Origin of the sequence: Bradyrhizobium sp. AZCC 2176 (assembly GCF_036924645.1) — a bacterium.
Lineage (GTDB): Bacteria > Pseudomonadota > Alphaproteobacteria > Rhizobiales > Xanthobacteraceae > Bradyrhizobium.
On the sequence record NZ_JAZHRX010000001.1, the window covers coordinates 4,346,794 to 4,363,124 of the forward strand.

Consider the following 16,331-nt stretch of genomic DNA (forward strand, 5'->3'; position numbering starts at 1 on the left):
AGCGGGTTTCGAGCGTGGCGCCATCGACGATCTGGTCAAGGCCGGCGCGGTGCGTCAGGCCAAGGGAGGCACGGCATGAGTACCGATCTCATTCGTTATTCCGTCTCGGGCAATGTTGCCGAGATCATGCTGGACCGCCCGCCGGTCAATGCGCTCAGCATGGATCTGATCGATGCGCTGCTGGCGGCGCTTTCGAAGGCGAGGGATGACGAAGCGGTGCGCGCTGTCGTCATCGGCAGCGCACAAAAGGTGTTTTGCGCCGGGCTTGATCTGGATATCGTCCGCGGCAAACCCGGAATCGAGACCAAGAAATTCCTCGAACGGCTGTATTTTGCGCTCAACGATACCCAGTACCGCATGGGCAAGCCGACCATCGCCGCCATCGATGGCGCCGTGCGGGCCGGCGGCATGACGATCGCGATCTCCTGCGACATGGTCATAGCCGGCGACGCCTGCACCTTCGGCTATCCCGAGATCGACGTCGGCCTGATCCCGGCCATTCACTTCGTGCAATTGCCGCGGCTGGTTGGCAAGCACCAGGCTTTCGGGCCGCTGTTCCTCGGCGAACCCTTCGATGCCGCGGCGGCCTTTCGCATGGGCCTCCTGAGCGAGGTCGTGCCAAAGGGCACAGCGCTGGACCGGGCGCGGGAGATCGCGCGCAAGTTCGCCGCCAAATCTACCATCGTCATGAAAATCGGGCGCGATGCCTTCATGCGCGCGGTTGACGCCGATTTCCGCCGCTCGGTCGAGAACGCGGCCGAGAGCTTTGCCCTTGTTGCAACGACCGAGGACTGTCAGGAAGGCTTGAATGCGTTCGTCGAGAAGCGCACGCCAAACTACAGGGGGCGCTGATGGCGGGATTGTATTTCGAGGAATTCGAGGTCGGCCGGGAATTTCATCATGAATTCTCCAGGACGGTGACCGAGATGGACAACACGCTGTTCAGCCTGCTGACCATGAACCCGCAGCCGTTGCATATCGATGCGCATTTCGCCGAAAATACCGAATTCGGTCAGCGGCTGTTCAACAGCCTCTATACGCTCGGCATCATGGTCGGCATGAGCGTCTACGACACGACGCTTGGCACCACGGTCGGCAACCTCGGCATGACCGACGTCAAGTTTCCAAAACCCGTGTTTCACGGCGATACGCTCAGGGCCCACACCAAGATCATCTCCAAGCGCAAGAGCAAGTCGCGGCCGAACCAGGGCATTGTCGAGTTCGAGCACACCATGACCAATCAGCGCGGCGAAGTGGTGGCAAGTTGTCGCCGCACCGGCCTGATGCACTGTAAACCGAAAGCGTAAGCCGATGCGATCATTCCTGTTCGTTCCCGGCGATAGCCTGCGGAAATTCGAGAGCGCCAAGAAAACCGCGGCCGATGCGTTGATCCTCGATCTCGAGGATTCGATCGCGCCGGAGGAGAAGATCGGTGCGCGGCGCACGGTGCGTGAGATGCTCGATGCCCGGAATCCAAGCCAGAAGGCCTATATCCGCGTCAACGCGCTCGATACCGGCATGACACTCGGCGACCTCGCGGCCGTCATGCCGGGCCGGCCCGATGGTATTGTGCTGCCGAAGTGTGCCGGCACCGCTGACGTCAATCGTCTCTCGCTGTACCTCGACGCCTTCGAGGCCGCTGCCGGAATTGAGCATGGCACGACGAGAATCGTGACGGTAGCGACCGAGACGGCGAGGGCCGTCCTCAAGCTGCTCGATTTCGAGAACATGAGCCCGCGGCTATGGGGCATGATGTGGGGCGCCGAGGACCTCGCCGCATCGATCGGCGCGTCACGAAACCGAACCGCTGGTCGTTTCCATGGCCCGTTCCTGCTGGCGCGCGATCTCTGCCTGATCAGCGCGGCTGCGGCCGGCGTGGTCGCCATAGACACCATTGCCACCGACATCAACGACCTCGACGCGCTCAGGGAAGAGTCTATCGCTGCACGCCAGGATGGTTTTCTTGCCAAGGCGGTGATCCACCCCAAGCATGTCGACGTCGTCAATGCTGCCTTCATGCCGACAGATGAAGAAATCGCCTGGTCGGAGAAGGTGGTCAAGGCGTTCAACGACAATCCGATGTCCGGCGTCGTGAAGATCGACGGCAAGATGATCGACAAGCCGCATCTGCGCGCGGCGGAGAAAATTCTGGCGCTGCGTGGGCGGTAACGAATTCGCTGATCAGATTGTTTTTGCAGCTTGGTCAGCGGCAAATGCAGCAAAGCAACAAGTTCAAGGAAAACACCAGCATTGGCCTGAAATCGTCCAACCAATTAACGCCGGCGAGCGCACGGGGACCTAATCGGGTCGGCCGCCGCGAGAATTACCTGAAGATAGTCTCGATGAAATGTCGACCTTGATTTGTTGCCGTCGAGCCGGACACTGACGCTATTTGCATAAATACTGAGCCCGACGATTGTGCCGGTTTTGCCGGCAAGTCGCGGACAACGTGATGCGCCGAGCGCACTTATTTGAATACGATCGCCGATGAAAAGGTTCTGCTTCATTGAACCTCCAATCTGAAAATCAATCAGTAATGCGTCAAACTGCAGTTACGGAAATCGCAGGTAGGATCGCGGAAGTCAAATTCGACAACCGAAGCCGTCACAGGATCACGCTCGATTATATGCCGCGCAAGGTCGATGACGGCTTCCTGCTAGTTGCGCTGAGTACGCACCGAGCGGTGCGACATCTCAGAGCTGTAAGCGCGTAACGGCCGACGGCCGTTAAATACCTTTCATACCCCATTTGGGTGAGGCGACGTGCGAGCAGCGGACTGAAAATCCGCCACTGGCATTTTAACCTTAGCCACATTTGCGTACCTAGTTTGCCTCAGGTGTGATATGGGCAATGGACATTATTTAGCATTTTATTAACTTTTTGGGTGGCGAGTGAATTACGCCGGCACTTTTGGGGCTAGCCGGGCCGACCAAAGTTCGATCGATTATTTGAACACCGGTCCGTCCACACATGAGGGAAATGTCGGTACCTTCACGGTTTCCGATGCCCATCTCCTGTTTTCCGGCAATTACGAGAGGGCTGGCAGAGATCTGATTATTTCCGATCAGATGCACCATCTCGTCGTGCCGAATTACTTTCAGGGCGACAAACGCTTGTCGTTGGTCTCTCCTGATGGAGCGCCGCTAGACTCTACCATTGTCGATGCCCTGACCGGTCATACTCAGTACGCGCAGGCAGGAGGCAACCCCGCCGGCAAGGTAGTCGGGCATATCGCTAAGATGACCGGCAGCGCCAGTATCGTTCGCAATGGCGTGACTATCGACGTTCAAGTCGGCGATGCAGTCTATCAGAGCGACCTATTGCAAACAGGCAGTTCTTCCACGATCGGCTTGGTGCTTATTGACGGCACTGCATTCAACCTAAGCGCAAATGCACGGTTGATGCTGAACGACCTTACCTTCGATGCAACCAGCACGTCGAACTCATCGTTCATTACGCTTGTGGAGGGAGCCGCTAACTTCGTCGCCGGCCAAGTCGCCAAAACCGGCGACATGAAGGTAGCAACGCCGGCTGCAGTTATCGGAATCAGGGGCACGGCGGTTAAGCTGGATATATCGTCGACCGACGGAAAAGTAGACGTTTCGGTCATCGACCAGCAGGACGGGCAGGTCCACGCTGTCGAGGTGTTTAGGTGCGTGCCGACGGGAGTGCGAGACCCACAAACTGGAGCTACATGCAGCACCGGCGCTCTGATTGGAACGGTTACCAGCAATGGACCGTCCATGTCACTTACTCCGACGACGAATGACGTCATTGTTCAGCAGAACAACAAGACTCCCGCCCAGATTGCCCAGGAATCTGCCGCGTATCAGGCGGCGATAGATACCTACAACGTCCAGAAGCAGATCAATCCAAATCTTCCGCAACACACCGAAAACACGGGCGGCAACAACGCAAATCCGCAGCAGACGAAATATGCAGGTGTCGGGTCCACACCGTCGGCCCCGCTGAGCACGGAACCCTACGTTCAGCTTGCTGGTCTAACAACCCAGAGTGAGTCTGAAGATACGGTCCCTTCCACTGGCCTCGTTGCTACCTCGTCAAGTAGTCCTGCAGTCGGAACGACTTCAATTATTGCCACGAGTACCGCCACCGACAGCCCGCTGCCCTTGCTGCAGAACACGTTGGCTCCGACAGTGACGGCGAGCCTGACGGTCATAACCGGGACGTCTTCAAGCGACTACATCACCTCAAACAGTGAGCTGAACGGGACCGGCCTTCCCAATACCGAGGTGCATTTTACGATCGATGGTAGTCCAATCGCTTCTAGCGTGGTGGCTGACGCTCAGGGGACATGGTCATTCAAGCCGAGCGGCCTGGCCGATGGTGCGCATACCATTGTAGCAAGCCAGACCGATGCCTTCGGCAACACTGGCGCGGCCTCGCTGAGCTTCACGCTGGATACCACGGCACCGAGCGGCGGCACGCCGAGCCTTGTTGCGGGATCGGATACGGGCAGCTTCGACACCGACAACATCACGGCAGCGACGGCCCCGACCTTCACTGTGGTACTGAACCCTTCGGTGGTCGCCGGTGACACTGTCCAGCTACTACTGGGTGGCTCGCCGCTGGCGCATCCGGTGACGCACGTCATCACGGCATCCGATGTGATGGCAGGCAGCGTGAGCCTGACAGTTACCTCGGGCGACCTCGGGGCCGACGGTACCAAGCAAGTGACGGCGCAGTTCAGCGATGCGGCTGGCAACAGCTCAATGGGCTCGGCGCAGAACTTTACGCTGGACACGGCAGCGCCGGCTGCGCCGTCGATTGCATCGGTGACGGATGACGTATCTCCGGTGACGGGGACGCTGAGCAGCGGCGGTTCGACCAACGACACCGACCTGACGGTGAAGGTCAGCCTGAGCGGGACCAACGCGGTCGCCGGCGACAGCGTCCAGCTTTACAACGGGGCCGGCACGGGCGGCCAGCTCGGTGCGAGCTACACGCTGACGGCCAGCGACATCAGCAACGGCTTTGCCGACGTCCAGACCGGGGCGCTGAGCAGCGGGACGACCTACACGATCACGGCGCGGGTCACCGACCAGGCCGGCAACCAGAGCACCGCGTCCGGCTCGTTCGTCATCACGGAAACCGGTACTGCACCGAACGCGCCGTCGATTGCATCGGTGACGGATGACGTGGCGCCGGTGACGGGGACGCTGAGCAGCGGCGGTTCGACCAACGACACCGACCTGACGGTGAAGGTCAGCCTGAGCGGGACCAACGCGGTCGCCGGCGACAGCATCCAGCTTTACAACGGCACCGGCACGGGCGGCCAGCTCGGTGCGAGCTACACGCTGACGGCCAGCGACATCAGCAACGGCTTTGCCGACGTCCAGACCGGGGCGCTGAGCAGCGGGACGACCTACACGATCACGGCGCGGGTCACCGACCAGGCCGGCAACCAGAGCACCGCGTCCGGCTCGTTCGTCATCAGCGAAGACACGACGGCGCCGGCTGCGCCGTCGACGCCCGACCTTGCGGCGGCTTCCGATTCCGGCTCGTCGAATACCGATAACATCACCAATGTGACGACGCCGACATTCACCGGCACGGCGGAAGCGGGCGCGACGGTGACGCTGTTTGACGGCGCGAGCCAGATTGGCAGCGCGACGGCGGACGGGTCGGGCAGCTACTCGATCACGAGTTCGGCGCTGAGCCAGGGCCCCCATAGCATCACGGCGAAGGCGACGGATGCGGCGGGCAATACCAGCGTGGCCTCGGCTGCATTGTCGATGACGATCGACATCCCAGCGCCGGCTGCGCCGTCGATTGCATCGGTGACGGATGACGTATCTCCGGTGACGGGGACGCTGAGCAGCGGCGGTTCGACCAACGACACCGACCTGACGGTGAAGGTCAGCCTGAGCGGGACCAACGCGGTCGCCGGCGACAGCATCCAGCTCTACAACGGGGCCGGCACGGGCGGCCAGCTCGGTGCGAGCTACACGCTGACGGCCAGCGACATCAGCAACGGCTTTGCCGACGTCCAGACCGGGGCGCTGAGCAGCGGGACGACCTACACGATCACGGCGCGGGTCACCGACCAGGCCGGCAACCAGAGCACCGCGTCCGGCTCGTTCGTCATCAGCGAAGACACGACGGCGCCGGCTGCGCCGTCGACGCCCGACCTTGCGGCGGCTTCCGATTCCGGCTCGTCGAATACCGATAACATCACCAATGTGACGACGCCGACATTCACCGGCACGGCGGAAGCGGGCGCGACGGTGACGCTGTTTGACGGCGCGAGCCAGATTGGCAGCGCGACGGCGGACGGGTCGGGCAGCTACTCGATCACGAGTTCGGCGCTGAGCCAGGGCCCCCATAGCATCACGGCGAAGGCGACGGATGCGGCGGGCAATACCAGCGTGGCCTCGGCTGCATTGTCGATGACGATCGACATCCCAGCGCCGGCTGCGCCGTCGATTGCATCGGTGACGGATGACGTATCTCCGGTGACGGGGACGCTGAGCAGCGGCGGTTCGACCAACGACACCGACCTGACGGTGAAGGTCAGCCTGAGCGGGACCAACGCGGTCGCCGGCGACAGCGTCCAGCTCTACAACGGGGCCGGCACGGGCGGCCAGCTCGGTGCGAGCTATACGCTGACGGCCAGCGACATCAGCAACGGCTTTGCCGACGTCCAGACCGGGGCGCTGAGCAGCGGGGCGACCTACACGATCACGGCGCGGGTCACCGACCAGGCCGGCAACCAGAGCACCGCGTCCGGCTCGTTCGTCATCACGGAAACCGGTACTGCACCGAACGCGCCGTCGATTGCATCGGTGACGGATGACGTATCTCCGGTGACGGGGACGCTGAGCAGCGGCGGTTCGACCAACGACACCGACCTGACGGTGAAGGTCAGCCTGAGCGGGACCAACGCGGTCGCCGGCGACAGCGTCCAGCTTTACAACGGGGCCGGCACGGGCGGCCAGCTCGGTGCGAGCTATACGCTGACGGCCAGCGACATCAGCAACGGCTTTGCCGACGTCCAGACCGGGGCGCTGAGCAGCGGGGCGACCTACACGATCACGGCGCGGGTCACCGACCAGGCCGGCAACCAGAGCACCGCGTCCGGCTCGTTCGTCATCAGCGAAGACACGACGGCGCCGGCTGCGCCGTCGACGCCCGACCTTGCGGCGGCTTCCGATTCCGGCTCGTCGAATACCGATAACATCACCAATGTGACGACGCCGACATTCACCGGCACGGCGGAAGCGGGCGCGACGGTGACGCTGTTTGACGGCGCGAGCCAGATTGGCAGCGCGACGGCGGACGGGTCGGGCAGCTACTCGATCACGAGTTCGGCGCTGAGCCAGGGCCCCCATAGCATCACGGCGAAGGCGACGGATGCGGCGGGCAATACCAGCGTGGCCTCGGCTGCATTGTCGATGACGATCGACATCCCAGCGCCGGCTGCGCCGTCGATTGCATCGGTGACGGATGACGTATCTCCGGTGACGGGGACGCTGAGCAGCGGCGGTTCGACCAACGACACCGACCTGACGGTGAAGGTCAGCCTGAGCGGGACCAACGCGGTCGCCGGCGACAGCGTCCAGCTTTACAACGGCACCGGCACGGGCGGCCAGCTCGGTGCGAGCTACACGCTGACGGCCAGCGACATCAGCAACGGCTTTGCCGACGTCCAGACCGGGGCGCTGAGCAGCGGGACGACCTACACGATCACGGCGCGGGTCACCGACCAGGCCGGCAACCAGAGCACCGCGTCCGGCTCGTTCGTCATCACGGAAACCGGTACTGCACCGAACGCGCCGTCGATTGCATCGGTGACGGATGACGTATCTCCAGTGACGGGGACGCTGAGCAGCGGCGGTTCGACCAACGACACCGACCTGACGGTGAAGGTCAGCCTGAGCGGGACCAACGCGGTCGCCGGCGACAGCATCCAGCTTTACAACGGGGCCGGCACGGGCGGCCAGCTCGGTGCGAGCTACACGCTGACGGCCAGCGACATCAGCAACGGCTTTGCCGACGTCCAGACCGGGGCGCTGAGTAGCGGGACGACCTACACGATCACGGCGCGGGTCACCGACCAGGCCGGCAACCAGAGCACCGCGTCCGGCTCGTTCGTCATCGGCGAAGACACGGCAGCGCCCTCCGCGCCCGTGATCGGCACGGTGACGGACGACGTATCTCCGGTAACGGGGACGGTTGCGGACAACGGCGTCTCGAACGACACCACGCTGACGATTACGGGCGCGGCGGAGGCCGGCAGCACGGTGACGATCTACGACACCGACGGCACGACGGTGCTGGGGAGCGGGGTGGCGAGCGGCGGCAGCTACTCGATCACGACCTCGGCGCTGAGCCAGGGCAGCCACACGCTGACCGCCAGGGCGACGGACGCGGCCGGCAACCAGGGCGTGGCCTCGAGCGCGTTCCACGTCACCATCGACACGGCAGCGCCCTCCGCGCCCGTGATCGGCACGGTGACGGACGACGTGGCGCCGGTAACGGGGACGGTTGCGGACAACGGCGTCTCGAACGACACCACGCTGACGATTACGGGCGCGGCGGAGGCCGGCAGCACGGTGACGATCTACGACACCGACGGCACGACGGTGCTGGGGAGCGGGGTGGCGAGCGGCGGCAGCTACTCGATCACGACCTCGGCGCTGAGCCAGGGCAGCCACACGCTGACCGCCAGGGCGACGGACGCGGCCGGCAACCAGGGCGTGGCCTCGAGCGCGTTCCACGTCACGCTCGACACGGCAGCGCCCTCCGCGCCCGTGATCGGCACGGTGACGGACGACGTATCTCCGGTAACGGGGACGGTTGCGGACAACGGCGTCTCGAACGACACCACGCTGACGATTACGGGCGCGGCGGAGGCCGGCAGCACGGTGACGATCTACGACACCGACGGCACGACGGTGCTGGGGAGCGGGGTGGCGAGCGGCGGCAGCTACTCGATCACGACCTCGGCGCTGAGCCAGGGCAGCCACACGCTGACCGCCAGGGCGACGGACGCGGCCGGCAACCAGGGCGTGGCCTCGAGCGCGTTCCACGTCACCATCGACACGGCAGCGCCTAATGCAGCGGTTGCGATCACCACGGTCTCGGGCAGTTCATCGCCTACAAGCACCGCGATAACCATATTGGGCACCAACGGCATTCTTGCGACAGGTGAAAAAGTTCAAATCAGCGCCGATGGCGTCACTTGGGCGGATGTTATTCGGGTCGGCCTGACAGGGTGGAGTTTCATCGACACCACGACGCGCAGTGCCAACGTCACGTATTTCACGCGTGTCCTCGACTCGGCGGGCAATATCGGCGCCACGGCGACCCAGGCGATCCTTGTTGCCGGTAACGGCGCGACCGTCACGGCTAGCGGTTTTTCACCAACCATTGCTCAGTTCACCGGCACAGGGGGTACCCTGCAAATAGGGGCGGCAGGAAGTACCGCAACGATTAATGCGATATCGGTCGCCAGCGGTGGATCTGTCACGATAGGCGGTAGTGGCAACGTCACGACGACGGTTGGCGACGCCATTAATCTATATGCGACGGGTGCTGCGCAAGCGAGCCCGGCCAATCTAGTGGTCAATCCGGATGGCACGATCACAGGAGCCGGAACCGGCATTGCGGTGACGCAGAATGCGGCCGGTTCGATCACCGTCACGACCACGGGACCTGTGACCGGCCTTGCCGGTCGAGGTGTTTTCGCTCAGCAGACAGCGACCGGCACGGGCGCGATCCTGATCAACGGCTCGGGCAACGTGACTGGTACGGGTGCCGCCTTCAGCGGCATCGTCGCCCAAAACCTGAATTCATCGAATAATGCCAATGTTACGGTAAGCCAGGCAGGAAACATCACGGGCGGCTATGACGGTATCCGTGCCCAAACCAACGGCAACGGCAACATCATCGTAAACACCGGAAACGGTGCCCAAATTAGCGGCCTGACACTCTACGGTATTGAGGCGCAATCCAGGGGCACTGGAAACATCCAGATCTCGACAGCGGCAGGCACGGTTATCACCTCCGGCGGAGCCGGCATCATTGCTTACAACGAAGCAACTTCCCTGCCCAAGAACGCCGGCGTTATCACCAGCTCGATTTCGGTCAACGCCAACGGAATCATCAATTCAGGCACCGCGCTCACCGGTCTGGGCAGCCGGCCGGCTGGTATCCTTGCAGGCTACAAGGGTAGCCCCACCACTAACACCGTGAACCCAAACGTGTTCGGCAACGTCGTTATCGACAACTTTGCCACGATCAACGCGGCTGGAGGAGACGGCATTCGCGGCTATAATTTCGGCGGCGGCAACGTCACGATTACCAATAATGGTGCGACCATCGTTGCCCGGGACGTCTATGGCATCAATGGTTCAACCAACGGTGTTGGCAATGTCTCGATCACGACCACTGCCGGCTCCAGCATCACCTCAGGCTCGCACGGCATCCTGGCCATAAATAGCGCAACCAGCGTAGCGGCCGCGGCCGGATCGACTGTTTCGGTCACAACTAGCGGTACGATCAATTCGGGCGTGCATCTGTCGACCGGGGGCGCGCAGCCGGCGGGCATTTCGGCTGGATACTTCGGCAGCAATGGCGCTTCGAATCCGAACATCAATGGGGCGGTATCTGTTGACAACGCAGCCAATATCTCGACCGGAGCAGGATATGGCATCATCGCCTTCCATGTCGGCTACGGCAACATAACGATTGTCGACAGGACCGGCACCTCGGTTTCGGGCGCACTGTACGGCATCTTGGCTACGTCAGCGGTTGTGGGCACGGCAACGCCCTCTAACATGACTATCAATGTCGAGGACAATGCGACGGTTACGGCCAGTTCGCTTTATGGCGTCGCCGGAATAAGCGCCGGCAATCCTAGCGGCGGGAATATCTCGATCTCAACCGGTTCGGGCGTTGTTGTCCGTTCCGGGGGAACCGGCGTCAATGCCAATATCCCGGCTGGCAGCACAACAGCCGCCAGTCAGATCACGATCACGACCCAGCAGGGTACGATCAGTTCGGGCTACAATTTCTTCACGAGCGGCGGCACGCCGTCCGGCATTTCGGCCGGCTACAGCACGAACGGGGTGTTAAATACAGCCGTCCACGGCAACGTTGTTCTCGACAATTCGGCGACTATCACTGCGGTCTCCGGGCCCGGCATCAATCTCTACAACAACGGCCTCGGCAACATATCGGCTACGCTCCAAGCGACGTCTCTTGTTTCGTCTGCGCAGGCCGGCGTGAACGCGTTTTCCGCCGGGGGCGGCAACATTACAGTCGACAATCGCGGCACCATCATCGCGGGCGGTATCGGCATCAATGTAGGCAACGGCGCAAGCAATCCATCCAGTGCCAACGGCCAAATCTCTGTCATCAACTCCGGGACGGTCAGTGCGCCTGGTGCGCCGTTCATGCCCGTTGTGACGATCGGCAATGGCAACAGCAGCCAGACCGCAATGGTCTCCAACAGCTTCCCCCATTCCATCGCCTCGAGCCTGTTCCCCCGCACGACAAACAACGTCGCTATCTCATTCTTCGCCGGCAACGGCTCAGTTACCAACAGTGGCTCGATCACCGGTAACGTCTCATTTGCCGGCAACGGCAGCTTCACCAATGCGAGTGGGGCACTCTGGAGTCTCAACGGCTCGAACTTCTTTGGCAACGGTACGAGCGTCATCAACAATGCCGGATTTATCAATATGTCCGGGGTTGCCAGCTTGTCGGCCATCAGCGCGATCGCGCTAATGAACACTAGCAACATCTTCGTCCTGGAAAACAGTTCGGCGCAGATCTTTGGCAACGTCACCGGTGTGGGTACGGTCAATCTGCTCGATCGCTCTGCCCTCGAGTTCGGTCTTTCGGTTGCGGCCACGCAGACGGTCAATTTGACCGGTAAGGGGCTTTTGACGTTCGACAACCCTGCGTCGGCCGGCTCAAATCTGCCGATCAATTTCATGTCCAGTACCAACGGCAATGTCGGCTCGGTCATCACACTGCAGGGAGCCGGCATCACGGCCGCGAATGTCAGTGGAGCGACGCTGACCGTCACCGGCGCGCAAAGTTATTCCTTCCAGGTGACCGGATCGGGGCTATCCGGAAATACGTTCAACGTTCTTTCTCCGAACCGTATCGTTCTGGTGCCGACGACAGGGGCAGGCTCGACGATTATCTCGAACGTGAACACGCCGTCGGTCGCTCCGCCAGCCGCACCAGTCAACTCCTATAGTGTCTACATTCTCGACAACGACCACATTACGGGCAGTGGGACCGGCTTCCTCGTCTCAACCGGCGACACTGTCGCCACCAATACCTATGCGGTCGTGGTCAATGCGAGTTCGGACATCTCGGTGACGGGCGCGGGGGCCGGTGTGCGCGTCGCGACGTCCGGCGCCAGCGCAGCGGTCGTTAACGCCGCGACGGTGTCTGCCGGTAACGCCGGCATCAGCATCGACACCGGCCTTAGCGGCAACGGCTCTGCCGACGTCGTTGACTATGGCAATGTCAGCGGCGGCCAGACGGCCATTACAGCCAACACCTTCAACGGCAATGTCAACATTGTCGCCGGGCCCGGCGTTACGCTGACCGGTACAAATTCGTACGGAATTTTCGGTAGAGCCAATGGCAGCGGCGGCGTCAGCATCACGACGTCGGGCGGCACGATCAGCGGTGGCATCACCGGCATCCTTGCGCTCGCGTTGCAAGCCTCGCCCAGTGGCGCGGATGTTCTGGTCTACAACTCATCCAATATCACGAGCGGTACCAATGGCGCCGCCGCCAACGTTGCCAATTCCGGGACGGGTGGCATCCGCGCGGGCATCCTCAACAACAATACGTCGACGCCGAACGCCGTTATCACTGGCGACGTCACGATTGAAAGCCGCGGCAGCATCACCGCGCAGTACGGCGCTGGCCTTTATGCCTTCAATTATGGTTCCGGAAATACCTCGGTGACACTGGCACCAGGTTGGTCAATCACGGCGACCGCCGCAGGAACGACCCCCATCAGCCAGGGTCTCACACAGTATGGCATTTTTGCTTTCAACTATGGCGCGGGCAGCACGCTGGTGAATGCCGGTTGGGGCACCACGATCACCTCGGGCGGCACCGGCATCAACGCCGGCAACCAGGCCACCGCGATCGCCTCCGGCAGCGGCAGCACGGTCTCCGTCTACAGCCAAGGCTTCATCTCATCTGGCGGCAGTCTCAACAATTCGGGCAGTGCGCCTTCCGCAATCCAGGCCGGCTACAACCCAGGTAATGCTGGCTTGTTCAACGCCAACGTGTTCGGCGACGTGATCGTCAATTTGGCGAGCGATGGCAACCCCTTAGGTAATCCCAACCCGACCATCCTCGCGGCCAGGGGGGCGGGTATCAACGCGTACAATTATGGCGTCGGCAATGTCACGGTTAGTGTCGGTAGCGGTGTTTCGATTCAGACGCTCGCAGCAGCGACCGCGTCAGCGGGTAACGCACCCTATGGCATTGCCACAGCGAACCATGGTCCGGGCAGCATAACCGTCACCACGTCAGGGGGGAGTTCTATCAATTCCGCCAGCGTGGGCATCAACTCGGTCAATGACTCGAACGCGATACTTGCCGCGGCCAACGCCGTAATCGCGGTAACGACGGCCGGCACGATCCATTCGGGTTCGCTGAACACCAACGGCGGTAGCCTCCCGTCGGGCATCGCCGCCGGCTTCCTCGGGGGCTCCAGTGCGGCCGCAAACCTGAATGTCAATGGTGCCGTCTTCATCAACAACGCAGCCGACATCACGGCCGATGCCGGCTTCGGCATCCAGGCCTATCACTACGGCAACGGCAACATCACGGTGAACGATGCCATCGGTGCCGATGTGACGGCGGCCTCCCATGGAATCTATGCCCACGCCGAAGGCGCGGGAACGGGTGATATCGCCGTCAACGTCTACGCCAATGTGAACATCGTTGCGGGTACGGCTTCCAGCACGGCTTACGGCATCCTAGCCTTCAGCACCAATGCGGGCAGCATATCGATCATTACGACGGCGGGAGGTACGATCGATTCGCATCTGGGGGGCGCAGGCATCAACGCCGTCAACCAGGCTACGAGCATTGCGGCGTCCGTCAATAGCTCGGTGGTTGTGACGAATGCTGCCGCTATCCATTCTGGCTCTGGCCTGACCGGGTTCGGCAATCGCCCGGCCGGAATTCTCGCTGGCTATCTCGGCGGAACAACAAACCCGTCACCCGACAATCTCGCAAACTACAACGTCAACGGCGAAGTCGTTGTCAACAACTTCGCCAACATCATTGCGGATTCGGGCGATGGCATCCGCGCCTACAACTTCGGCGTTGGCAACGTTACGGTCAACAATTTCGGAGGAACCATCACAGCACTGGGAGGTGCCAGTCCGCCGAACGGTAGTGGCATCGGTATCCTCGCGCAGACCTTCGGACCCAGCAGCGTTCACGTGACGACCTCGGCCAGCACTAGCATTACGTCCGGCAGCTCGGGCATTGCTGCTGTGAACAAGGCGATTTCTGCCGATCCGTCAAATCCTGCTGTGGTCGTGCCTGCGACATCCGAAATCTCTGTGAGAGCCTCCGGCACGATTCATTCCGGCACCATCCCGACCGCTACGGTCGCCGGCGATCCGGCGGCTGGCATCCTGGCCGGCTACAACCCGAACAATCAGAGCGTGCCCAACAATGGCGTCCATGGTGACGTGTTCGTCGACAGCCACGCCACAATCCTGGCACCGGCCGGGACCGACGGCATTCGCGCCGTCAACTACGGCGATGGCGACATCACGATAGTCGTCGAGTCCGACTCGGCTGTGATGGGCGGACGCTATGGTGTCGCCGCGCTTGGTTACAATGGTGGCAACGTCAGTATAACGAATTACGGATTGATCACGGCTTCGACTTACGCGGTCAATGCGACGACGACGCTAAGCGGAACAGCCGTTATAGACAATTTCGGACATCTGATCGGCAACGCGACCGGCTACAACGTAACCTTCACCAACGAGCTTAGTGGTGGCTGGTCCTTGAATGGATTAAGCGTGTTCTCCGGGACCAGCACGCTGGTGAATTCCGGCCTGATCGACAGCAATGGTGTGTCCGCAATTTCCGGGCTCTCGAGTATCACGAATACAGGTACGATCGAGGTGCAGTCGGGCAGCCTCACCCTCGGGACGCCGATGACAGGCGCCGGTACGGTCGTGATCTATGGCGCAACGATGGAGTTTGGTGGCGCGTCCGATGCGAATGTTCAGTTCTCGTCGGCAGCGATTGGTACGCTCGTTCTCGACGACGTCTCGCACTTCACCGGAACAGTCACCGGCTTCAGCTTCGGCGATACGATCTACCTGGCGGACATTGCGCCGGCCAACGTCAGCATTACTAACTCCGGCTCTCTCTATGTCAGCTACGGGACAGGCTCCTTTAGCCTGATTGGCAACTACGAGCCTGCGAGCTTCTCGATCGTTTCGGACGGCGGCACTGGTACTAACATCACTTGGAACCAGCAGACGCCCGCTATCATCACCGATAACTTGACCATTGTTTTTAATCCCGACCTGACGACAACGGTGTTAGGTGTGCAGGTCACGGATTCCGATGCTGCCGCTTCCTTGGACCTTATTGCATCAACCGGAGCTGCAGCATCAGGAACCAGCATAACGCCGTCGTTGAGCTCCGGCTCGTTGGTGGACATCAACAACGTCCTTGCGTCGGGCGTGACGTATCATCCTGGAAGCACTCCGCCTGCGACCGACAAGGTGATGCTCACCGTAATGGACAGCTTTGGTGCAACCGACACCGTGAATTTTGTCTTCAACCAGGCCGGCTCGGGCCCGAACATCACACTGCAGGGCACCTCCGGCAAGGACATTATTTTTGCGACCAGCAGCCAGGATGTGCTGACCGGTGGTGCCGGAGAGGATCAGTTCCATTTCGCGCCGACTTCTTCTGGGCCGACGGTGCAGCACACGATAACCGACTTTGAAGCTGGATTTGACAATCTTGACGTGCGCCTATTCAGCGGCTTTTCAGCAGCGTCAGTTCCAGGGGCAATACAGCAGCAGGGTAGCGATACGCTGATCACCCTTGACGCTCATGATACGTTGCTCCTGAAGAACGTGTTAGCCGCCAGCGTGCATGCCAGCGATTTCGTCTTGCACGCTTAATGACACGATTAGGACCTAATCCGGATGTGACAGCGGAGGAAGCCTAAAGCTCGGACGGGAGGTAACGACTATTTCAAGCTGCACTACCCAGGTGCGCTGCTCCATCCGGGTGCTCCGGTCGCGTGCGTTATGGTCCACAGGTTGCATGTCGAT

The 16,331-nt window shown here is 61.5% G+C and carries 4 protein-coding genes and 1 pseudogene; all 5 read left to right on the forward strand.

Annotated elements, in window-relative coordinates; all coding sequences use genetic code 11:
* The first annotated feature begins 75 nt into the window (after nucleotides 1-75).
* The 5 genes and pseudogenes from V1288_RS20545 (at nucleotide 76) to V1288_RS20560 (ending at nucleotide 16,178) form a co-directional block, all read left to right on the forward strand.
* Nucleotides 76-852 (forward strand): enoyl-CoA hydratase/isomerase family protein, encoded by a 777-nt coding sequence (locus tag V1288_RS20545; protein ID WP_334358773.1) that lies wholly within the window; start codon nucleotides 76-78, stop codon nucleotides 850-852.
* On the forward strand, nucleotides 852-1,307 hold the full coding sequence (locus tag V1288_RS20550) for a MaoC family dehydratase (RefSeq protein ID WP_334358774.1): 456 nt from the start codon (nucleotides 852-854) through the stop codon (nucleotides 1,305-1,307). Before V1288_RS20545 ends, V1288_RS20550 begins: the two co-directional genes overlap by 1 nt.
* Nucleotides 1,308-1,311: 4 nt before the next feature.
* Nucleotides 1,312-2,169, forward strand: a complete 858-nt coding sequence (locus tag V1288_RS20555; RefSeq protein WP_334358775.1) for an HpcH/HpaI aldolase/citrate lyase family protein — start codon at nucleotides 1,312-1,314, stop codon at nucleotides 2,167-2,169.
* Nucleotides 2,170-3,239: 1,070 nt separating this feature from the next.
* A pseudogene (locus V1288_RS34100) lies at nucleotides 3,240-3,599 on the forward strand (FecR domain-containing protein); the annotation flags it as partial.
* A 546-nt stretch (nucleotides 3,600-4,145) separates the two neighbouring features.
* Nucleotides 4,146-16,178: an Ig-like domain-containing protein gene (locus V1288_RS20560; RefSeq protein WP_334358776.1), complete on the forward strand. Its 12,033-nt coding sequence runs from the start codon at nucleotides 4,146-4,148 to the stop codon at nucleotides 16,176-16,178.
* Nucleotides 16,179-16,331 lie beyond the last annotated feature (153 nt).